This window comes from Bradyrhizobium diazoefficiens USDA 110 (assembly GCF_000011365.1).
Taxonomy (GTDB): Bacteria; Pseudomonadota; Alphaproteobacteria; order Rhizobiales; family Xanthobacteraceae; genus Bradyrhizobium; species Bradyrhizobium diazoefficiens.
The window spans coordinates 5,312,755-5,332,025 of sequence record NC_004463.1; the positions used below are offsets into that span (position 1 = coordinate 5,312,755).

At 65.8% G+C, this 19,271-nt stretch carries 19 protein-coding genes; 10 read left to right on the plus strand and 9 right to left on the minus strand.

Annotation, left to right across the window (positions count from 1 at the left end; translation table 11 throughout):
• Positions 1–16 precede the first annotated feature (16 nt).
• Entirely contained in the window at positions 17–1,300 is a 1,284-nt protein-coding gene (eno, locus tag BJA_RS24080) for a phosphopyruvate hydratase (protein WP_011087562.1), read from the minus strand.
• A 177-nt stretch (positions 1,301–1,477) separates the two neighbouring features.
• Between eno and BJA_RS24085 the strand changes: the two genes are divergently transcribed.
• Genes BJA_RS24085 through BJA_RS24095 form a run of 3 tightly spaced genes read left to right on the plus strand, consistent with a single transcriptional unit; the run spans position 1,478 to position 3,785 of the window.
• The gene (locus BJA_RS24085; protein ID WP_011087563.1) at positions 1,478–2,455 is read left to right on the plus strand and encodes a hydrolase; all 978 of its coding nucleotides are present in this window, start codon (positions 1,478–1,480) and stop codon (positions 2,453–2,455) included.
• Between the two features lie 51 nt (positions 2,456–2,506).
• Positions 2,507–2,959, plus strand: coding sequence for a preQ(1) synthase (queF, locus tag BJA_RS24090; RefSeq protein WP_038967228.1), 453 nt, complete (start codon positions 2,507–2,509; stop codon positions 2,957–2,959).
• Between the two features lie 16 nt (positions 2,960–2,975).
• Positions 2,976–3,785 carry a substrate-binding domain-containing protein gene (locus BJA_RS24095; protein WP_011087565.1) on the plus strand — a complete coding sequence of 270 codons (810 nt, stop codon included), beginning with the start codon at positions 2,976–2,978 and terminating at the stop codon, positions 3,783–3,785.
• 10 nt (positions 3,786–3,795) lie between these two features.
• Here the strand turns inward: BJA_RS24095 and glsA are convergent, their stop codons facing one another.
• The 4 genes from glsA to BJA_RS24115 form a co-directional block, all read right to left on the minus strand.
• Entirely contained in the window at positions 3,796–5,670 is a 1,875-nt protein-coding gene (gene glsA / locus BJA_RS24100; protein WP_011087566.1) for a glutaminase A, read from the minus strand.
• A gap of 105 nt (positions 5,671–5,775) precedes the next feature.
• A complete protein-coding gene (locus tag BJA_RS24105) occupies positions 5,776–6,981 on the minus strand; it encodes an MFS transporter (protein ID WP_011087567.1) in 1,206 nt (401 codons plus the stop codon).
• Positions 6,981–7,829: a 3-deoxy-8-phosphooctulonate synthase gene (gene kdsA, locus BJA_RS24110; protein WP_011087568.1), complete on the minus strand. Its 849-nt coding sequence runs from the start codon at positions 7,827–7,829 to the stop codon at positions 6,981–6,983. The genes BJA_RS24105 and kdsA overlap by 1 nt, the downstream gene beginning before the upstream one ends.
• A 115-nt stretch (positions 7,830–7,944) precedes the next feature.
• Positions 7,945–8,271 carry an NIPSNAP family protein gene (locus BJA_RS24115; RefSeq protein WP_011087569.1) on the minus strand — a complete coding sequence of 109 codons (327 nt, stop codon included), beginning with the start codon at positions 8,269–8,271 and terminating at the stop codon, positions 7,945–7,947.
• Between the two features lie 196 nt (positions 8,272–8,467).
• Here BJA_RS24115 and BJA_RS24120 point away from each other — a divergent pair, with 196 nt between their 5' ends.
• The 3 genes from BJA_RS24120 (at position 8,468) to BJA_RS24130 (ending at position 11,289) form a co-directional block, all read left to right on the plus strand.
• Positions 8,468–9,142 (plus strand): response regulator, encoded by a 675-nt coding sequence (locus BJA_RS24120; RefSeq protein WP_011087570.1) that lies wholly within the window; start codon positions 8,468–8,470, stop codon positions 9,140–9,142.
• Complete coding sequence (locus BJA_RS24125) at positions 9,139–10,515, plus strand: sensor histidine kinase (RefSeq protein ID WP_011087571.1); 1,377 nt, start codon at positions 9,139–9,141, stop codon at positions 10,513–10,515. Before BJA_RS24120 ends, BJA_RS24125 begins: the two co-directional genes overlap by 4 nt.
• A 111-nt stretch (positions 10,516–10,626) precedes the next feature.
• A complete protein-coding gene (locus BJA_RS24130) occupies positions 10,627–11,289 on the plus strand; it encodes a class I SAM-dependent methyltransferase (RefSeq protein WP_038967222.1) in 663 nt (220 codons plus the stop codon).
• 4 nt (positions 11,290–11,293) lie between these two features.
• On the opposite strand, the gene BJA_RS24135 is transcribed toward BJA_RS24130, so the two are convergent.
• The 3 genes from BJA_RS24135 to tpiA all read right to left on the minus strand — a co-directional run bounded on the left by BJA_RS24135 (position 11,294) and on the right by tpiA (position 14,377).
• Positions 11,294–12,925, minus strand: a complete 1,632-nt coding sequence (locus tag BJA_RS24135) for a CTP synthase (protein ID WP_011087573.1) — start codon at positions 12,923–12,925, stop codon at positions 11,294–11,296.
• A 166-nt stretch (positions 12,926–13,091) separates the two neighbouring features.
• Complete coding sequence (secG, locus tag BJA_RS24140; RefSeq protein WP_011087574.1) at positions 13,092–13,481, minus strand: preprotein translocase subunit SecG; 390 nt, start codon at positions 13,479–13,481, stop codon at positions 13,092–13,094.
• Positions 13,482–13,621: 140 nt separating this feature from the next.
• Positions 13,622–14,377, minus strand: coding sequence for a triose-phosphate isomerase (tpiA, locus tag BJA_RS24145; RefSeq protein ID WP_011087575.1), 756 nt, complete (start codon positions 14,375–14,377; stop codon positions 13,622–13,624).
• 223 nt (positions 14,378–14,600) lie between these two features.
• Between tpiA and BJA_RS24150 the strand changes: the two genes are divergently transcribed.
• The 4 genes from BJA_RS24150 to moaC are packed head-to-tail and all read left to right on the plus strand — an operon-like array spanning position 14,601 to position 18,876.
• Positions 14,601–16,499, plus strand: a complete 1,899-nt coding sequence (locus tag BJA_RS24150) for a SurA N-terminal domain-containing protein (protein ID WP_011087576.1) — start codon at positions 14,601–14,603, stop codon at positions 16,497–16,499.
• Between the two features lie 14 nt (positions 16,500–16,513).
• Complete coding sequence (gene trpD / locus BJA_RS24155) at positions 16,514–17,527, plus strand: anthranilate phosphoribosyltransferase (protein ID WP_011087577.1); 1,014 nt, start codon at positions 16,514–16,516, stop codon at positions 17,525–17,527.
• Positions 17,528–17,534: 7 nt separating this feature from the next.
• Entirely contained in the window at positions 17,535–18,356 is an 822-nt protein-coding gene (gene trpC, locus BJA_RS24160) for an indole-3-glycerol phosphate synthase TrpC (RefSeq protein ID WP_011087578.1), read from the plus strand.
• A 1-nt stretch (position 18,357) separates the two neighbouring features.
• Entirely contained in the window at positions 18,358–18,876 is a 519-nt protein-coding gene (gene moaC, locus BJA_RS24165; RefSeq protein ID WP_011087579.1) for a cyclic pyranopterin monophosphate synthase MoaC, read from the plus strand.
• A gap of 11 nt (positions 18,877–18,887) precedes the next feature.
• On the opposite strand, the gene BJA_RS24170 is transcribed toward moaC, so the two are convergent.
• A complete protein-coding gene (locus BJA_RS24170) occupies positions 18,888–19,052 on the minus strand; it encodes a Flp family type IVb pilin (protein ID WP_028171796.1) in 165 nt (54 codons plus the stop codon).
• Positions 19,053–19,271: the final 219 nt, after the last annotated feature.

Genomic DNA, 19,271 nt, shown 5'->3' on the forward strand with positions numbered 1-19,271 from the left:
GGCTCGGCGAGGCGCGTTAGGCCAGCGCCTTCAGTGCCGCCTTGCCGCCATAGAGCGCCTGCTTGCCGAGCTGCTGCTCGATGCGCAGGAGCTGGTTGTACTTGGCGGTGCGATCGGAACGCGCAAGGGAGCCGGTCTTGATCTGACCGCAATTGGTGGCGACCGCGAGGTCGGCGATGGTGGAATCCTCGGTCTCGCCGGAGCGGTGCGACATCACGGAGGTGTAGCCCGCCTTGTGCGCCATCTCGACGGCGGCCAGCGTCTCGGTCAGCGTGCCGATCTGGTTGACCTTGATCAGGATCGAGTTGGCCCGGCCCGCCTTGATGCCTTCGGCGAGGCGCTTGACGTTGGTGACGAACAGATCGTCGCCGACGAGCTGGCACTTCTTGCCGATGAGGTCGGTGAGCTCCTTCCAGCCGTCCATGTCGTCTTCCGACATGCCGTCCTCGATGGTCACGATCGGATAGCGCGCAACGAGGTCGGCAAGGTACTTGGCCTGCTCGGAGATCGAACGGGTCTTGCCCTCGCCTTCATAGACGTACTTGCCGTCCTTGAAGAACTCGGTCGAGGCGCAGTCGAGGCCGATCACGATGTCACTGCCCGCCTTGAAGCCGGCCTTGCCGATCGCGTTCATGACGAATTCGAGCGCGGCGTCCGCTGACGGCAGGTTCGGGGCAAAGCCGCCCTCGTCGCCGACATTGGTATTGTGGCCGGCCTTCTTCAGCTCCGACTTCAGCGTGTGGAAAACCTCCGCGCCGTAACGCAGGCCCTCGGCGAAGCTCGACGCGCCGACCGGCAGGATCATGAACTCCTGGAAGTCGATCGGGTTGTCGGCATGCACACCGCCATTGATGATGTTCATCATCGGCACCGGCAGCAGTCGCGCCGAGGTGCCGCCGACGTAACGGTAGAGCGGCATGTCGAGCGAGTTCGCAGCCGCCTTGGCGCAGGCGAGCGACACGCCGAGGATGGCATTGGCACCAAGGCGGCTCTTGTTCGGGGTGCCGTCGAGGTCGATCATGATCTGGTCGATCTGGGCCTGCTGCTCGACATCGAGGCCGCTCAAGGCCTCGAAGATCTCGCCATTGACGGCGCCGACCGCCTTGGTGACGCCCTTGCCGAGATAGCGGGCCTTGTCGCCATCGCGCAGTTCCACCGCCTCGTGGGCGCCGGTGGAGGCGCCTGATGGCACCGCGGCGCGGCCGAGCGCGCCATCTTCCAGCACGACGTCGACCTCGACGGTGGGATTGCCACGGCTGTCGAGGATTTCGCGGCCGATGATGTCGATGATGGCGGTCATGATGTTGCACTTCCGTTCGTTAGGTTTGATCGGTTCGCCGCGGGTCTTACACGGAGCGCAAGCAAATGTGAACGCTTGGACGGCGAGCTTCGACTGACGCGTGAATTCCCCAAGACTAAGCTTGAGAACACTGGGTCTGCGCGTCCATCCTCAATCCTAGACAGTCGGGGTAACGCCATGAATCGCCGCCAGTTTCTTGCTTCCAGCGCCGCCCTCCTCGCCGTTCGCCCATCTTTTGCGCAGGAGGGCCCGTTCCGGACAAAATATTTCCCCATCAATGCCGGGATCGGCCTGCACGACCTCGCGCCAGCCCCCGACGGCACGGTCTGGTTCACCGCGCAGGGCAAGGGCATGCTCGGCAGGCTCGATCCGAAGGATGGCACCTTCAAGACCGTCAGCCTTGGCCAGGGCGCCGCGCCGCACGGCGTGACGATCGGTCCCGATGGCGCGCCCTGGATCACCGAGGGCGGCCAGAACGCGATCGCGCGGGTCGATCCCGGCGATCTCAAGGTCACGCTGTTCCGCCTGCCGGAGAAATTCGCCTCCGCCAATCTCAATACCGGCGTGTTCGACAAGGACGGCACCTACTGGTTCACCGGACAGTCCGGCTATTACGGCCGGCTCAAGCCGAAGTCTGGCGAGATGGACGTGTTCCGGGCGCCCAAGGGCGTCGGCCCCTACGGCATCACCGTGACGCCCAAGGGCGACGTCTGGTACGCCTCGCTCGCCGGCAGCTATATCGCGAAGATCGATCTTGCGACCGGCAACGCCAATGTGGCCGAGCCGCCAACGCCGAGCCAGGGATCGCGGCGCGTCTGGTCGGATTCGAAGAGCCGGATCTGGGTCAGCGAATGGAACAGCGGCCATGTCTCGGTGCACGATCCCGCTGACGGTTCCTGGAAGACCTGGAAGCTGCCGGGCGAGCGCCCCCGCACCTACGCCGTCTATGTCGACGACAAGGACAAGGTCTGGCTGACCGATTTTTCCGCCAATGCCATCGTCCGCTTCGATCCCATGACCGAAAAATTCAACGTCTTCACCAGCGACAAGCCGAATGCCAATGTCCGCCAGCTCGACGGCAGGCCGGGCGAGCTCTGGGGCTGCGAGTCCGGCAACGACCGCATCGTCATGATCCAGACAATCGCGACCGGTTGACGGCAGCTTCAATTGCGTCCATCCCGGCATCCGCAAAAGGATGTGACGACGATGGCGAAAAAATCCCTCCAGCTCGGCCGCGCGGTCGAATGGCCGCACACCCCGGAAGAAGCCCAGCTCGACCGCGTGCCCAATCCGCAAAAGGGCACCGACTATCTGGTGCGCTTCACCGTGCCGGAATTCACCTCGCTGTGCCCGGTCACAGGACAACCGGATTTCGCGCATCTGATGATCGACTACGCACCCGGCCCATGGCTGCTGGAGTCGAAATCGCTGAAACTCTACATCGCGAGCTTCCGCAATCACGGCGCCTTCCACGAGGATTGCACCGTGATGATCGGCAAGCGCATCGCCTCGGAGATCAAACCGAAATGGCTCCGCATCGGCGGCTACTGGTATCCGCGCGGCGGCATCCCGATCGACGTGTTCTGGCAGACCGGCCGCGTGCCGAAGGGCCTGTGGGTGCCGGAGCAAGGCGTCGCGCCCTATCGCGGGCGGGGCTAGCTGGAGACCAACGACGATGAAATCGACATCAGACAAATTTCGCGGCCTTGTCCTGAACCTTTCCTTGGGCCTTCTGGGCGTCCTGTGGCTGACCGGCGCGTCCGACGCGGCCGAGGTCCGGGTGATGATTTCCGGCGGTCTGACAGCGGCCTATCAGGCGCTCGTGCCGGAGTTCGAGAAAGCCACCGGCAACAAGGTGCTGACCGCGTTCGGGCCTTCGATGGGCACCACCACCAATGCGATCCCGGTCCGGCTGGAGCGGGGCGAGCCGGCCGATGTCCTGATCATGGTGGGCTATGCCCTCAACGACCTCGCCAGCAAGGGCAAGGTCGTTGCCGGCAGTCAGGTCGATCTGACCAGATCGCCGATCGGGATTGCCGTCAAGTCGGGCGCGCCGAAGCCGGACATCAGCTCGGTGGAAGCCGTCAAGCGTGCGCTGCTGGCGGCGAAGACGATCGCCTATTCGGACAGCGCCAGCGGCGTCTACGTCTCGACCGAGATGTTCGACAAGCTTGGCATTGCCGATGTCATGAAGGACAAGGCGCGCAAGATTCCGGCCACGCCGGTCGGCGAGATCGTCGCGCATGGCGAGGCCGAACTGGGCTTTCAGCAGATCAGCGAATTGAAGCCGGTGAAGGGCATCGATATCGTCGGACCGCTGCCGAGCGAATTGCAGAAGATCACGATCTTCTCAGCCGGCATCGCGACCGTTTCGAAGGAGCCCGAGGCTGGCCGGGCCTTGATCAAGTTCCTCGCCTCCCCCGCTGCTCGCGACACGATCATTGCGAGCGGCATGGAGCCGATCGCTGCCGGTGGAGCGAATTAGGCCCGGCCTCCTAATACGCGCTCAGCAGGTCGACCTTGGCATTGGCCGCCACCAGCCGCCGCGCCAGGATTGCGGCGAGGTTGCGCATGATCTTCAGCGCGGTCTCCGGGTGCAACCGGCGGTAATCGGCAAAGCTGTCGAGCGGCAGTTCGAGGCAGGCAACGGGCGTATCGGCAAACACGTCGGCGCTGCGGGTTCGCTCCAGGATCGCCATCTCACCGAACTCCATGCCGGGACCGAGCGAGGCCAGCCGAACGCCGCTCCGCAGCTTCACGCTGACCATGCCGCTCTGGAGGAAGAACAGCGAATTGGCGGGCGCGCCGGCGGCGATGACGCGCTGGCCGGCCGTGTAGTGCCGCGTGGTCGAGAGTTTGACGATGGCGGCGATCTCGTCGGTGTCGAGCTCGGCCAGCAAGGCCTGCTCGCCGAGATGCACGCTCTCCTTCACGTCGGTGAAGCCGCCGAAGCGATAGATCACCTGGTCCTCGGCCCATTCGATGGCATCGTCGAGCAGCGCGAAGCGGCGCAGCCGGCGTGGATCCCCCGTGCGCGCGGCGATCGCGGCCCAGACCGCGGAGGCCTCCTCGAGGCCGGACAGAATCGTGGTGACGTTGGCATTGCCGAGCGCCGTCAGCGTCTCGCCCAGAAGCTCCGCACCGGCCGCGGTGATGTCGGGCACGCGGCGGAAATCGATGATCAACAGCGGCGCGTTCGGCGGCTCACTGGTCAGTCTTCGCGTGACGTAATCGATGGTGCCGAAATTCAGCGCGCCGACGAGCTCGACGATGCGGATGTCGCTGTGACGCTCGTCGAGAATCTGCTGCTCGTGCGGCTGGCGGCTGCGGCGCGAGGAGATGCCGTAGACGTCGTAATCCGCCATGACGCTGGTGCGGACGTCAGCATTGCGGTTGAGCATGTGCAGGTCAAACCGCGCCGACAGTGCCTCGCAGACTTTCAAGCCGCGCACGCTGTTGAAGTGATTGTCGAGCAGCGGCGAGAAGGTGCCCAGTCCCAGTTGCGAGGGCAGCGCCGCGACGATGCCGCCGCCGACGCCGCTCTTGGCGGGGATGCCGACGCGATAGGTCCACTCGCCGGCATAGTCGTACATGCCCGAGCTCGTCATCACCGACAGCGTGCGGGCGACGATGTGCGGCGTGATCACCTGCGCGCCCGTCACCGGATTGATGCCGCGATTGGCGAGAGTTGCCGCCATCACCGCCAGATCGCGCGCCGTCACCAGGATCGCGCATTGGCGGAAATAGACGTCGAGCACCGCGTCGACGTCATCCGGCAGCACCGCGTAATTGCGGAGCAGCCACGCGATCGCGCGGTTGCGGTTGCCGGTCGCGGTCTCCGAGGCATGCACGGCCTCGTCGACGCCGAGCTCGCGCCCGGCGAACTCGCTGAGTTTTGAGCGGACACGCTCGAAAGCACCCTTGCCGTCCACCTCGTAGATCAGGCCCGAGCAGGCAATCGCACCGGCATTGACCATCGGGTTGAAGGGACGGTTGTCGTTGGTGAGCCGGATCGAATTGAAGGCTTCGCCGCTCGGCTCGACGCCGATGGTGGCCGAGACGCGCTCCTCGCCCACCGTCTCCAGCGCCAGCGCGAACACGAAGGCCTTCGAGACCGACTGGATCGTGAACGGCACCGCGCTGTCGCCGACCTCGTAGACATGGCCGTCGATGGTGACGAGCGCGATGCCGAAATGATCGGGGTTGGCGCGCTTCAGCTCGGGAATGTAATCGGCAAGCTCGCCCGAACTGTCGCCCCTGAACTCCTCGTGGCAATCGGTCAGGAAACGCCGCAGTGGCGGCCTGGTGGGATATCCGGCCGACCGGGTCGCGCCGGCTACGCTGGGCAAACGGATGGGCTGGGTGTCCACGGTCTCACACCTCGGTTTGCCCAGAATAAAAGCAATTCGTGTGCCATGTATACGGAGCCGACGGTGTCGTGGTGGGGCGATCCCCCTTAAGGACCGAATAAAATCTCAGCGCGCGTCGGCTGGTGCACGCGGCTTGAGCAGCCGAGCACAGACGATGCCGAGGACCACCATGATCGCGGCGCTCACAAACAGCGTCGGCACCTTGCCGGCGTGTTGCAGGCCGAAGCCGTAGGCGAGCGGCCCGACCGTCTGTCCCATGAAGAAGAAGAACGAATGCAGCGACAGCGCGGTGGCGCGCGCCTCGACCGAGAGCTCGCTGGCGAACACCTGGAGGCAGCCATGGGCGATGTAGAAGCCCCAGCCCATGACGATGAGATTCAGCGCCTGCACCTCCCAGCGCGGACCGAAGGCCACGGCGACGAGCTGCGAGGCCACCAGCGTCATGCCCGCGATCATCATTCCCTTCATGCCGAGCCACGGCAGCAGGCGCGACACCGTCAGCGTGTAGAACAGGCCGCCGACCGCGAAGCCCGCGATGACGATGCCGGCGATCGAGAGCGAGGTCTGGCCGAGCTCGAACAGGAACGAGGCGATATAGGGAAACAGGCCGAGCACGCAGCAGCCTTCGACGAACACGGCCGAGTAGCACACATAGGCGTTGGGGTTGGTGAAGATGGTGCGATAGCCGGCCTTCAGCGCCGACAGGCTCGTCTTCGGCGGATGCTTGACCTTGGCGCCGCGAAAGCCGGCGGCAACCGCGATCGATGCAACGATCACGAGCACGCCGAGCACCGCCAGCACGCCGCGCCAGCCGAGGAAATCGCCGATCAGGCCGGAGGCCGAGGCACCGAGCAGATTGCCGGTCATGGCGCCGGCGAGCGTGCGGCTGATCGCGACCTGCCGCTTCTCCGGACCGACCAGATCGCTGGTCAGGCTGAGCGCCACCGGAAACACGCCGCCCGAGCCGATGCCGGCAAGGATGCGGGTCGCAAACAGAACCGAAAACGAGGTCGAGAGCGCGCCGAGAATATTGGCAAGCCCGAGCAGCGCGAGGCAGCCGATCATCAGCCGCGTCTTGCCGAACAGATCGGCGGCGGCGCCGACGATCGGCTGGATGATCGAGAAGGTGAAAGCGAACACCGCGGCAAAGCCCGCGGCGGTCGCGATGCTGACGCCAAAATCCTCGGCGACGTGCGGCAGCACCGGGTCGAGCGCACGCGCCGACAACGCCGCGGCGAAGCTGGCGCCGGAGATGACGTAGAGCGCGGCCGGCAGACCGTGATCGTGCGGCCGCGCCTCGCCTTGCTGCATCAGCGCGGGTTCTTTGCGAGCGCGTCGAACGCCATCAGCCTGCGGATCAGACCCTCGAACTCGCGCAACGGCACCATGTTGGGGCCGTCGGAAGGCGCGCTATCGGGATCGGGATGGGTCTCGATGAAGACGCCGGCGACACCGACCGCGACCGCCGCCCGCGCCAGCACCGGCACGAATTCGCGCTCGCCGCCGGAGGACGTCCCCTTCCCGCCCGGCTGCTGCACCGAATGGGTGGCGTCGAAGATCACGGGCGCACCGGTGGTGCGCGCCAGGATCGGCAGCGCGCGCATGTCGGAAACCAGCGTGTTGTAGCCGAAGGAGGCGCCGCGCTCGGTGACGAGCACATTCGGATTGTTCGCGCTCGTGATCTTGGTGACGACGTTCGCCATGTCCCAGGGCGCCAGGAACTGGCCCTTCTTGACGTTGACGACCTTGCCGGTCGCGGCCGCCGCCAGCAGCAGATCGGTCTGCCGGCACAGGAAGGCCGGGATCTGCAGGATGTCCACGGCCTGCGCCACCTCGGCGCATTGCGTGGCTTCGTGCACGTCGGTCAGCACCGGCAGGCCGAGCGAGGAGCGGATCTCGGCGAAGATCGGCAGCGACTGCGCGAGCCCGAGTCCGCGCGCCGCCGACGCGCTGGTGCGGTTGGCCTTGTCGAACGAGGTCTTGTAGACGAGACCGATGTTCAGCCGCGCGGCGATCTCCTTCAGCGCGGAGGCCACCTCCAGCGCATGCTGGCGGCTTTCGAGCTGGCAAGGCCCGGCAATGATCGAAATCGGCAGATCATTGCCGAATTTGACCCTGCCAATGGTGACGACCGGCGCCGCTGACGTCGAAGAGCTCAAGGCAAATCCCTCGTTTCGGCGCGACCATAGCCGCCATCGGGGTCGGATCAACCCCAATCGGCCCAGGCCGTCCGAATATCAGGGTTGCGCCGAAGTTCCGCGGGCGCCGCCGGCGCTATTTCACCGCCGAAAAGGCGGTCGGCGTCAGGAGCTGGCTGACGATATTGCCGACGATCTGGCCGTCCGCCTCCGACTTCGACCGCGCCTCGAGCCAGTCCGGATCGGTCACGAACGCGCCCCACTTCTTCTCGCGCTCGGCGAGCGACTCCCAGGCGAGGAAATAGGTCAGCTCCTGGCTGGATTCACCGATCAGCGTGGTGAAGAATCCAGCCTGGCGGATGCCGTGCTTCTCCCACAGCTTCAGCGTCGCCGTCTCGAACCGCTTCAAGAGCGCCGGCAAGCGGCCGGGCACGCAGCGGTAGACGCGCATTTCGTAGATCATTCTTGCTTCCTCCCAGAACAGGTCCGCCGCTTATAACGGCCGGCCATAACCGTGTCTTGAGCCCTGCGCGGCCGCCCCTGTGGCGTTTCGCGCATGGCTCGGCGGTCTTCGGTAACGCATCAAGTCCGGCTCCCGCAATGCTGCCGCAATGATCGGGCCGCTAGAATGGCTTTAGTTGAAGCCTAGGTGCCGGATCATGCGGATTTTGCTCGTCGAGGATGAGGCGGAGATGGCGGGCGCGCTGGCGTCGGCGCTAAAGCGCTACGACATGGTGGTAGACCATGCCCCTACCCTTGCCGACGCTGAAGAGGCCATTTCCGCCGACGTCCATGTCGCGGTCCTGCTCGACCGCCAGCTCCCCGACGGCGACGGCCTTGCACTGATTCCGAAGCTCCGGGCGCGCGCCGACGGCGTGCCGATCATCGTCCTGACCGCGCGCGGCGAGCTCGCCGACCGGATCGCCGGGCTCGACAGCGGCGCCGACGATTATCTGGCCAAGCCGTTCGCGGTCGAGGAGCTGCTGGCGCGCCTGCGCGCCGTGATGCGGCGCCCCGCTGGACTTACGCCGGATGTCATCCGCGCGGGCCGCCTCGCCTTCGATGTCGGCCATCGCGAGGCGAGCATCGACGGCCAGCCGTTCGAGCTGCCGCGTCGCGAGCTGTTGGTGCTCGAGGCGCTGATCCGCCGCATCGGCCGCACCGTGATACGCTCGGCGCTGGAAGAGGCCGTCTACAATTTCGACGACGAGATCCAGTCGAACGCGCTGGACACGCATATCTCGCGGCTACGCCGCAAGCTCGCCGAGGCGGATGCCGGCATCGAGATCCACGGCATTCGCGGCGTCGGCTATCTCCTGAAGAAGCTGCCATGAGCAGGCACGACGATCCCTACTGCCTGCGCTCGCGCCTGAGCTGGCGCCTGCTCTCGCTCCAGGCCGTGCTGCTCCTGGCCCTGGTTGCCGTCGTCGTCGGAGCGCTGTGCGCGTCAGGACTTGTGCTCGCCGAGCGCGACGAGGATCGCGTGATCGACGTCGTGCAGCACGCACTGACGCGCGACGCACAGGGCGGCCTGACCGTGCGGCCGACGCCCGAGCTCAGACAATTGCGTAGCGAGACACCAGACCTCTGGTTCCTGGTCCGCGACCGGCAGGGACATTCGCTCGCCGAAGGTGCCGTGCCGGCTGAATTCGCCGCGATCGGCGGCGGCCTCGACCAGATCAGCCAGGCGCGGCTCGGCTGGCAGCTGTTCGAGGACGATCCGCGCAAGCCGGCGGCGCGGCTGAAGCGGGTCGATACCGAGGCCGGCAATGTGCAGGTCATCACGGCGACACAGGGCCGGCTGACCGGCGCCAAGGCGCTGGTCATGACATCGCTTGCGTTCCTCGGCATCGCCCTGCCAGGCCTCCTTCTGATGGGAACCGCGACCTTCATCGCGACACCGATGATCGTGCGGCGCGCCTTCAGAGGACTTGATACGACCGCGGACCAGGCGCGTCGCATCGACATCCATCAGCGCGGCGCGCGCCTGTCGGTGGAGAGAATTCCGCTGGAGGTCGTACCGCTCGTGACTGCGGTCAATGACGCGCTGGCGCGGCTCGACCAGGGCTATGCCCGCCACAAGCGTTTCGTCGCCGACGCCGCGCACGAGCTGCGCACGCCGATCGCGATCCTCAACACGCGCCTGGAGTCGCTTGCCCCGGGGCCGGACAAGACCCGGCTGCTGGAAGATGCCGCGCGGCTGGCGACGCTTGCCGAGCAGTTGCTGGACATTCAGCGGCTCGACCGCTGCGGCCATCCTTTCGCGCGCGTCGACCTTGTCCGGGTCGCGCAAGGCGCGGCTGCCGACCTCGCGCCGCTGGCGATTGCCGGCGGCTACGAGCTGGCGCTCGATGCACCCACGACGCCGATCGAGACGATCGGTGACGCGGCCGCGTTGGAACGCGCGCTGACCAACCTCGTGCAAAATGCGATTCAGCACGGCCCTCGCCGCGGCACCATCGGCATTCGCGTCAGCAGACCCGCGAGCATCGAAGTCACGGACGAAGGTCCCGGCATTCCCGTCGGACAACGCGAGCAGATCTTCGAGCCGTTCTACCGGCTGACGCCGCTCGATCGCGGTGCCGGCCTCGGCCTCAACATGGTGCGCGAGATCGTGCAGCTGCATGGCGGCCACGTCTCGGTCACGGACGGGCCGGACGGCGGCGCCTGTTTCAGAATAACGCTGCGCCCAATCCCGCAGGATTGATTCAATCCGCGTGCGCCTCTCACAGCGCAATGCTGTCGCAATGCACGGCCGTGACACTGCATCCGCCTCACTTCTGATCTTTCGAGGTGCAACCAAGATGCCGGAGTGCGCATGCCCAACGATTTCCTCTCCTTCTTCCTGTCCTGGATGTCGGCCCCGCGTCGGGTCGGCGCGATCGCGCCGTCAGGCGCGGCGCTCGCCGATCTGATCACCCGCGAGATCACGGCATCGACCGGTCCGATCCTCGAGCTCGGCCCCGGCACCGGGGCATTCACCTACAACCTCCTGAAACGCGGCGTCCGCCAGCAGGACCTCACGCTGATCGAATACGGCTCCGACTTCATGAAGCTCCTGCAAGTGCGCTTTCCCAACGCGCGCGTCTTGTGGATGGATGCGGGGCGGCTGACGACGGAGCGCCTCTATGACGGCGCGCCCGTCGGCGCGGTCGTGAGCGGGCTGCCGCTGCTCAACATGTCGACGCGCAAGGTCATCTCGATCGTCAGCGGCGCGTTCAGCTATGTCCGCCCCGGCGGCGCATTCTACCAGTTCACCTACGGCATGAGCTGCCCGGTGCCGCGGCCGATTCTCGATCGGCTGGGCTTACGCGCCACGCTGGTCGATCGCGCCCTGCTGAACATGCCGCCCGCCGCCGTCTACAAGCTGACACGGCGGCCGCAGATGAAGCTCGTCACGGGATCGCTTGCGCCGGCCCCCTCGACGCGAGTCGCCTTGGAGCCGATCCATCACGCGCGCGACTACTCCGCCGCGCGCTGAGCCATCAGACCAGCCGGCTCTGCACCATCGCCGCCTGAATGAAGGAGGCGAAGAGAGGATGCGGCTCAAAAGGCCGCGACTTCAGTTCGGGATGGAACTGGACGCCGATGAACCAGGGATGATCCTCGTATTCGACGATCTCCGGCAGGACGCCGTCGGGCGACAGCCCGGAGAATTTCAGGCCGTGCTGCTCGAGGCGATCCTTGTAGGCGGTGTTCACCTCGTAGCGGTGGCGGTGGCGCTCGGAAATCTCGGTCGCGCCGCCATAGACCTGCGAGACTCGGCTGCCGCGGTTGAGTGCCGCGGGATAGGCGCCGAGCCGCATCGTGCCGCCGAGATCGCCGGCCTGCGAGCGCTTCTCGAGTTCGTTGCCGCGGAGCCATTCCGTCATCAGGCCGACCAAGGGCTCCTTGGTCGGGCCGAATTCGGTGGAGTTGGCGTCTTCGATGCCGACGAGATTGCGCGCGGCCTCGATCACCGCCATCTGCATGCCAAAGCAGATGCCGAAATACGGCACGTCGCGCTCGCGCGCGAACTGCGCCGCGCGGATCTTGCCTTCCGCGCCGCGCTGGCCGAAGCCGCCGGGCACCAGGATGCCGTTGACGTGCTCGAGGAACGGCGCGGGATCTTCCTTCTCGAAGATCTCGCTCTCGATCCAGTCGAGATTGACCTTCACCTTGTTGGCGATGCCGCCGTGTGAGAGCGCCTCGATCAGCGACTTATACGCATCCTTCATGCCGGTGTATTTGCCGACGATGGCGATGGTGACGTTGCCTTCGGGATTGCGGACGCGCTCGTTGATCTGCTGCCAGCTCCGCAGCTCTGGCGGAATCCGCGAGGCGATGCCGAAGGCGGCGAGCACCTCGTCGTCGAGGCCCGCATTGTGGTAGGCCTCAGGGACAGCATAGATGTTGTCGACGTCGCGCGCTTCGATCACCGCGCTTTCACGGACGTTGCAGAACAGCCCGAGCTTGCGGCGCTCTTCCTTCGGGATCTCGCGGTCGGTTCGGCAGAGCAGGATGTCCGGCTGGATGCCGATCGAACGCAGCTCCTTCACCGAGTGCTGCGTCGGCTTCGTCTTCAATTCGCCTGCGCTCGGAATGTAGGGCAGTAGCGTGAGATGGATGTAGACGGCATGATCGCGCGGCAGATCGTTCTTGAGCTGGCGGATCGCCTCGAAGAACGGCAGGCCCTCGATGTCGCCGACGGTGCCGCCGATCTCGACCAGCACGAAGTCGTAGTCGTCATTGCCGTCGAGGACGAATTCCTTGATGGCGTTGGTGACGTGCGGAACCACCTGGATGGTCGCGCCGAGATAATCGCCGCGGCGCTCCTTGGTGATGATGTCCTGGTAGATGCGCCCCGTCGTGATGTTGTCGGCCTTGGTCGCCGGCCGCCCGGTGAAGCGCTCGTAGTGACCGAGATCGAGATCGGTCTCCGCGCCGTCATCGGTCACGAACACTTCGCCGTGCTGATACGGCGACATCGTTCCGGGATCGAGGTTGAGATAGGGGTCGAGCTTACGGAGGCGGACCTTGTAGCCCCGGGCCTGCAACAGCGCACCGAGTGCCGCTGAAGCCAAACCCTTGCCGAGCGAAGAAACCACGCCGCCGGTGATGAATATGTACCGCGCCATGGGACTTAACCTCTAATCCCTCGAATTCGATTCGCCAAAGCGATTCGTATTCCGCCCCAAAGATTTTGCGGGCCTGTGGGTGAGCCAGAACTAAGAATGGTAACAGAGCCTTGATGGGGATTGTTGACGCAGGACGGTAGAAGCCGCCCTGCATGGCCCCCCTGCTTTATTGCGAGCGAGGCACCTGCGGGCCGCTCGGCGCTGCCGGAGCCTGCTGCTGCTCGTCGGCCTTCTTCAGCGAATCCAGGATGCCGCCCGAGGTCGGCGGCGCAATCGGCGATCCGCCGGCCGGCTGGCCCTGCGATGCCGGCTGGCCAATGATCGACGAAGGCGCGCGGTTGTAGCCGGCGTACCAGGACAGGAACAGGCTGGTCACGAAGAAGCCGGCGGCGAGGATCGCGGTCGTCCGCGACAGAAGATTCGCGGTGCCGCGGCTCGACATGAAGCCCGCGCCTCCGCCCATGCCGAGGCCGCCGCCTTCCGACTTCTGGAGCAGGACGGCGCCGATCATGACGGCGACGATCATGAGATGGATGACGATGACAACAGTCTGCATAGTGCCCTTCCGTCACAAGCCGACAGCGCCGAGACGGCGGCCGATCGCGCTTCGCGGGTTTTCCTGAAGTTGCGCGGTGTTACACGATCGGAAACGGCATTGCCACCCCCGATCGGGTCCGGACCAACGGTTTGGGTTAGCTAGGGGCAGCCCTTGGCGATCGCAAGGAAATCGGCCGCCTTGAGGCTGGCGCCGCCGACCAGAGCTCCGTTGACGTTCTTCACGGCCATCAGCTCGGCCGCGTTCGAGGGCTTGACCGAACCGCCATAGAGGATCCGCATCTTCGCCCCGTCCACGCTAAACCGGGAGGTCAGGAACTCCCGGATAAACCCATGAATCTGCTCGACATCCTGGACTGTGGGGGTCAGGCCGGTGCCGATTGCCCAGACGGGCTCATAGGCCACGACCAGGTTGGCCGCGGTAGAGCCGTCCGGCAGCGAGCCGTCGAGCTGGCCGCGCAGGATGTCCAGGGTCTGGCCGGCATCGCGCTGGGCTTGCGTCTCGCCGATGCAGACGATCGCCGTCACCCCGGCCCGCCAGGCGGCTTCCGCCTTCTGCCGCACCAAAGCATCGCCCTCGCCATGGTCGGCGCGGCGCTCGGAATGGCCGACGATGATGGCGGTCGCGCCCGCATTCGCGAGCATTTCGGCGGCGATATCGCCGGTATGGGCGCCGGAGGCCTTGGGGTGGCAATCCTGGGCCCCAACCGCGACCTTCTTGCCGCGCGCCTTGTCGGCAAAGGCCGCGATCAGGGTCGCCGGCGGGCAGACCAGCAGATCGGCCTTGGTGGCCACGTCTGCCGCGCCATTGAGCATGGCGTCGAATTCGGCAGCGGAGGCCTTCAGGCCGTTCATTTTCCAGTTGCCGGCGATCAGCGGTCGGATGGCGTCGGTCATGTCAATTTCCAGCAAAATGAGGTTTGTGCATGCGCTAGCAGAGGTGCTGCGGCAGTTCCAGAGACCTAAGGGCTTTTAACCGCAGCTTCGCGAGGCCGCGTGACCTGAGGTTGCGGGGGGAAAGCCGCCACTTTATGATGATCTATCAATTTGGTGACGCGCTTTTGCGGAATCTGCATTAAGACGCGCTCCCGTTCCCCTCCTGCCAAACAAGTTGGACCAAATGCTTCGAGGAATGCGCAAGGCCTCATCAAACTGGCTCGGCAAGACCATTATGGCCGTGGTGATGGGCGTGTTGATCATCAGTTTCGGCATTTGGGGCATCGCCGACATCTTCCGCGGCTTCGGACAGTCCACGGTGGCCAAGATCGGCCGAACCGAGATTTCGCTGAACGAGTTCCGCCAGATCTATACCGACCGCCTGCAACAGATCAGCCGCCAGTTCGGCCGTCCGCTGACGCCTGATCAGGCCCGCGCCTTCGGCCTCGACCGTCAGGTGCTCCAGCAGACGATCGCGGAAGCCGCCCTCGACGAAGAGGCGCGCCGGCTCGGGCTCGGCCAGTCTGACGACCAGATCCGCCAGGTCATCATGAACGACCCCAACTTCAAGGGCGTCGGCGGCAGCTTCGATGCGAACCGCTTCCAGGCCGTGATCCGCAACTTCGGCTATACCGAGCAGCGCTACGTGTCCGAGCAGCGCAAGGTGTCGCTGCGGCGGCAGCTCACCGGCACGATCGGCGCGGGTCTCGAGCCGCCGAAGGCGATGATCGACGTGCTGACGCGCTTCCAGAACGAGCAGCGCGCCATTGAGTTCGCACGGCTCGACGCCGCGCAGGCAGGTACCATCGATGCGCCCTCGCCCGAGGCGCTCGCCGCCTATTTCGAGGATCACAAGGTCCAGTTCCGCGCGCCCGAATATCGCAAGATCGCCTTCGTCGTGATCTCGCCGGAAGAGATCGGCAAGTGGAGCGAAGTCTCCGACGAGGACGCGAAGAAACTGTTCGACCAGCGCAAGGACCGGCTCGGCACGCCCGAGAAGCGCCAGATCCACCAGATCGTGTTTCCCAACGCGGCCGAGGCGCAGACCGCGCGCGAGCGCCTCGCCGGCGGAATGTCGTTCGAGGATCTCGGCAAGGAGCGCGGACTGAGCGCATCCGACGTCGATCTCGGGCTCGTGACCAAATCGTCGCTCGACCCGGCGGTTGGCGATGCCGCCTTCGCGCTCCCCGCAGGTGAAATCAGCCAGCCGATCCAAGGCCGTCTCGGCACCGCGATCGTCAAGGTCGACAAGATCGAGCCGGGCGTCGAGGCGAACTACGCCAGCCTCGTCGGCGACATCAAGCGCGAGATCGCCACCGAGCGCGCGCGCGTCAAGGTCGCCGATCTCCGCGACAAGATGGAAGACGAGCGCGGTGGCGGCGCCAGCGTGATCGACGCGGCGCAGAAGCTCGGCCTCACCGCCGTCACCATCGACGCCGTCGACCGCTCCGGCCGCGCCCCGAACGGCCAGCCGGTCGCCAACATCCCGCCGGGCCTCGACGTGGTATCGCAGGCCTTCAATACCGACGTCGGCGTCGACAATGACGCGATCTCGTTCAAGGGCGGCTACGTCTGGTACGACGTGCTCGCTATCACGCCCTCGCGCGATCGCAACCTCGACGAGGTCCGCGACCAGGTCGAGGCGCGCTGGCGCCAGGACCAGATCGCGACCAAGCTGAAGGCCAAGGCCACCGAGATGGTGCAGAAGCTCGAAGCGGGCGGCAAGCTTGCCGATGAAGCCGCCGCGGTCGGCGCCAAGGTCGAGACCGCGACCGGCTTCAAGCGCGACGACTCGCCCGCCGGCGTGCCCGCGACCGTCGTTGCGGCCGCCTTCCGCACCGCCAAGGACGGCGTCGGACAGACGCCCGTGAGCGGCGGCAGCGAGGTGATCGTCTTCCGCGTCACCGACATCGTCGATCCCACGGTCGACGCCGCCTCCGACGCGGTGAAGAAGCTGAAGGAGAGCCTCGACCGGGCGCAGACCGAGGAGCAGGTCGCTTCCTACGTCAACAAGCTTGAAACCGACATCGGGACCACCATTAATCAGGCCGCCTTCGCGCAGGTGACCGGCGCGAACCAGTGAGTTGAAAGCACGCGATGGACGACCTGAAATCGATCATTGGAAAAGTGGCGACCGGTGCCAGCCTGTCGCGTGACGAAGCGGCTTCCGCCTTCGACGCCATGATGTCGGGCGAAGCCACGCCCTCGCAGATGGGTGGCCTCTTGATGGCGCTGCGGGTGCGCGGCGAGACCGTTGACGAGATCACCGGCGCGGTCGCGGCGATGCGCTCCAAGATGCTGACCGTGACGGCACCGCCGGACGCCGTCGACATCGTCGGCACCGGCGGCGACGGCTCCGGCTCGGTCAACGTCTCGACCTGCGCCTCATTCATCGTCTCGGGTGCCGGAGTGCCGGTGGCCAAGCACGGCAACCGCGCGCTGTCGTCGCGCTCGGGCGCCGCCGACGTGCTGGCTTCGCTCGGGGTGAGGATCGACCTCAGGCCGGAGCAGGTCGGGCGCTGCGTGCGCGAATGCGGCATCGGCTTCATGTTCGCCCCTGCCCATCATCCCGCGATGAAGAATGTCGGCCCGACCCGGGTCGAGCTCGCCACCCGCACGATCTTCAACCTGCTCGGCCCGTTGTCCAATCCGGCCGGTGTGAAGCGGCAGATGGTCGGCGTGTTCTCGCGGCAATGGGTGCAGCCGCTGGCGCAGGTGCTCAAGAACCTCGGCTCTGAATCCGCCTGGGTGGTGCACGGCTCCGACGGCCTCGACGAAATCACCCTCACCGGCCCGACTTTCGTATCCTCGCTCCACAATGGGGAGATCAGGAACTTCGAGGTGACGCCGGAGGAGGCGGGACTGCCGCGCTGCGAGCCCGGTGCGCTCAAGGGCGGTGACGCCGACGCCAATGCGATTGCGCTGCAAAGCGTGCTCAACGGCAAGCCGAGCGCCTACCGCGACGTGGCGCTGATGAACGCGGCCGCCGCGCTGGTCGTGGCCGGGCGTGCCAAGGACCTCAAGGAGGGCGTCGCGCTCGGCGCGAAATCGCTCGACAGCGGCGCAGCGAACGCGCGACTGAAGCATCTGATCGCGGTCTCCAACGGCTGAGCCTGACATGTCGGACATCCTGACCAAGATCGAGACGTACAAGCGCGAAGAGATCGCCGCCGCCAAGCGCGCGCAGCCGCTCTCCGTCGTCGAAGCAACGGCCAAGGCGCAAGGAGCACCGCGCGGCTTCCTGCGCGCCATCAAGGCCAAGCACACCAATGGCGACTTCGCGCTGATCGCCGAGGTCAAGAAGGCCTCGCCGTCGAAGGGGCTGATCCGCGCCGATTTCGATCCGCCACAGCTCGCCAAGGCCTATGAGGCGGGCGGCGCCGCCTGCCTTTCGGTGCTGACGGACACGCCGTCGTTCCAGGGCCATCTCGACTTCATGGTGGCCGCGCGTGCGGCGACGTCACTGCCGGTGCTGCGCAAGGACTTCATGTTCGACGCCTATCAGGTGGTCGAAGCCCGCGCGCATGGCGCCGACTGCATCCTGATCATCATGGCCGCGCTCGACGACGCCACCGCCAAGGACCTGGAAGACACAGCTATCGCCTTTGGCATGGATGTGCTGATCGAGATCCATGACCGCGCCGAGCTCGACCGCGCGCTCAAGCTGCGCTCGCCGATGATCGGCGTCAACAACCGCAACCTGCGCACCTTCGAGACCACGCTCGCGACCAGCGAAGCGTTGGCGCCGCTGATCCCCGGGGACCGGCTGATGGTCGGCGAGAGCGGCATCTTCACGCCCGCAGACCTCGCCCGGCTCGAGCGCGTCGGCATGTCGACCTTCCTGGTCGGCGAGAGCCTGATGCGGCAGGCCGACGTGACCGCCGCCACGCGTACGCTGCTCGCGCGCGAGACGACAGCCCGCGCGACCGGTACGCGCTGACATGGCGCGCAAGCCGTCCAAGACAAGGCCGTCAAAAGCGAAGTCCGGCCCTGCCCTCACCCATATCGGCGCCACCGGCGAGGCACGGATGGTGGACGTCTCGGACAAGCCCGCGACCGAACGGCTTGCGGTCGCGGAAGGCCGCGTCCTCATGACAAGGGCAACGCTGGACCTGATCGTCTCGGGCAATGCCAAGAAGGGCGACGTGCTCGGCACCGCGCGCATCGCCGGCATCATGGCCGCCAAGCGCACCTCGGAGCTGATCCCGCTCTGCCATCCGCTCGCGCTGTCGAAGGTCACGGTCGATATCGAGCCCGACGCGAAGCTGCCGGGCTGCCTCGTCCGTGCCAGCGTGAAGGTGACGGGCCCGACCGGCGTCGAGATGGAGGCGCTCACGGCCGTGTCCGTCGCCTGCCTCACCATCTACGACATGATCAAGGCGGTCGAGCGCGGCGTGCGCATCGAGGGCATCCATCTCGTCGAGAAGCTCGGCGGCAAGTCCGGCCACTACCGCGCCTGAGCGCGCGGTTCTCACTTCAGCGAAGTGCTGATCGATCCGAATTTCGTGTTGAGCTTGCTGCCCATGCCGTTCACGACGGTGATGACCGCAAGCGCGATGCCGGCTGCAATGAGCCCGTATTCGATCGCGGTCGCGCCACGCTCGTCGGCGAGGAAGTTCTTCAAGGTGTTTTTCATCGTCGCGCCCTCTCTGTATCGTTGGCATGCGTGTTCGCAAATCACGTGCCAACGCCGGCTTGAGGATCGTCAGCATGTTAGATGGTTAAGCCTTGGTTGATCATCGTGCGGCCGGCAGGAATTGACCGGCATCGCAGGATCCTTGCGGCAATTCCTGCACGTCCTGCATCCCGCGTATCGATTGCTTTTGCCTGTGGGCATTCATGTCGCATTAACCGC

Bases quoted from the DNA above. Each gene is read 5' to 3' on its own strand.
- BJA_RS24170 (WP_028171796.1), bottom strand. From the start codon at position 19,052: ATGAAAAACACCTTGAAGAACTTCCTCGCCGACGAGCGTGGCGCGACC.
- BJA_RS24105 (WP_011087567.1), bottom strand. From the start codon at position 6,981: ATGCAGCAAGGCGAGGCGCGGCCGCACGATCACGGTCTGCCGGCCGCG.
- trpD (WP_011087577.1), top strand. From the start codon at position 16,514: ATGGACGACCTGAAATCGATCATTGGAAAAGTGGCGACCGGTGCCAGC.
- BJA_RS24115 (WP_011087569.1), bottom strand. From the start codon at position 8,271: ATGATCTACGAAATGCGCGTCTACCGCTGCGTGCCCGGCCGCTTGCCG.
- BJA_RS24120 (WP_011087570.1), top strand. From the start codon at position 8,468: ATGCGGATTTTGCTCGTCGAGGATGAGGCGGAGATGGCGGGCGCGCTG.
- BJA_RS24150 (WP_011087576.1), top strand. From the start codon at position 14,601: ATGCTTCGAGGAATGCGCAAGGCCTCATCAAACTGGCTCGGCAAGACC.
- eno (WP_011087562.1), bottom strand. From the start codon at position 1,300: ATGACCGCCATCATCGACATCATCGGCCGCGAAATCCTCGACAGCCGT.
- BJA_RS24085 (WP_011087563.1), top strand. From the start codon at position 1,478: ATGAATCGCCGCCAGTTTCTTGCTTCCAGCGCCGCCCTCCTCGCCGTT.
- BJA_RS24125 (WP_011087571.1), top strand. From the start codon at position 9,139: ATGAGCAGGCACGACGATCCCTACTGCCTGCGCTCGCGCCTGAGCTGG.
- trpC (WP_011087578.1), top strand. From the start codon at position 17,535: ATGTCGGACATCCTGACCAAGATCGAGACGTACAAGCGCGAAGAGATC.
- tpiA (WP_011087575.1), bottom strand. From the start codon at position 14,377: ATGACCGACGCCATCCGACCGCTGATCGCCGGCAACTGGAAAATGAAC.
- BJA_RS24135 (WP_011087573.1), bottom strand. From the start codon at position 12,925: ATGGCGCGGTACATATTCATCACCGGCGGCGTGGTTTCTTCGCTCGGC.
- BJA_RS24095 (WP_011087565.1), top strand. From the start codon at position 2,976: ATGAAATCGACATCAGACAAATTTCGCGGCCTTGTCCTGAACCTTTCC.
- moaC (WP_011087579.1), top strand. From the start codon at position 18,358: ATGGCGCGCAAGCCGTCCAAGACAAGGCCGTCAAAAGCGAAGTCCGGC.
- BJA_RS24130 (WP_038967222.1), top strand. From the start codon at position 10,627: ATGCCCAACGATTTCCTCTCCTTCTTCCTGTCCTGGATGTCGGCCCCG.
- queF (WP_038967228.1), top strand. From the start codon at position 2,507: ATGGCGAAAAAATCCCTCCAGCTCGGCCGCGCGGTCGAATGGCCGCAC.
- secG (WP_011087574.1), bottom strand. From the start codon at position 13,481: ATGCAGACTGTTGTCATCGTCATCCATCTCATGATCGTCGCCGTCATG.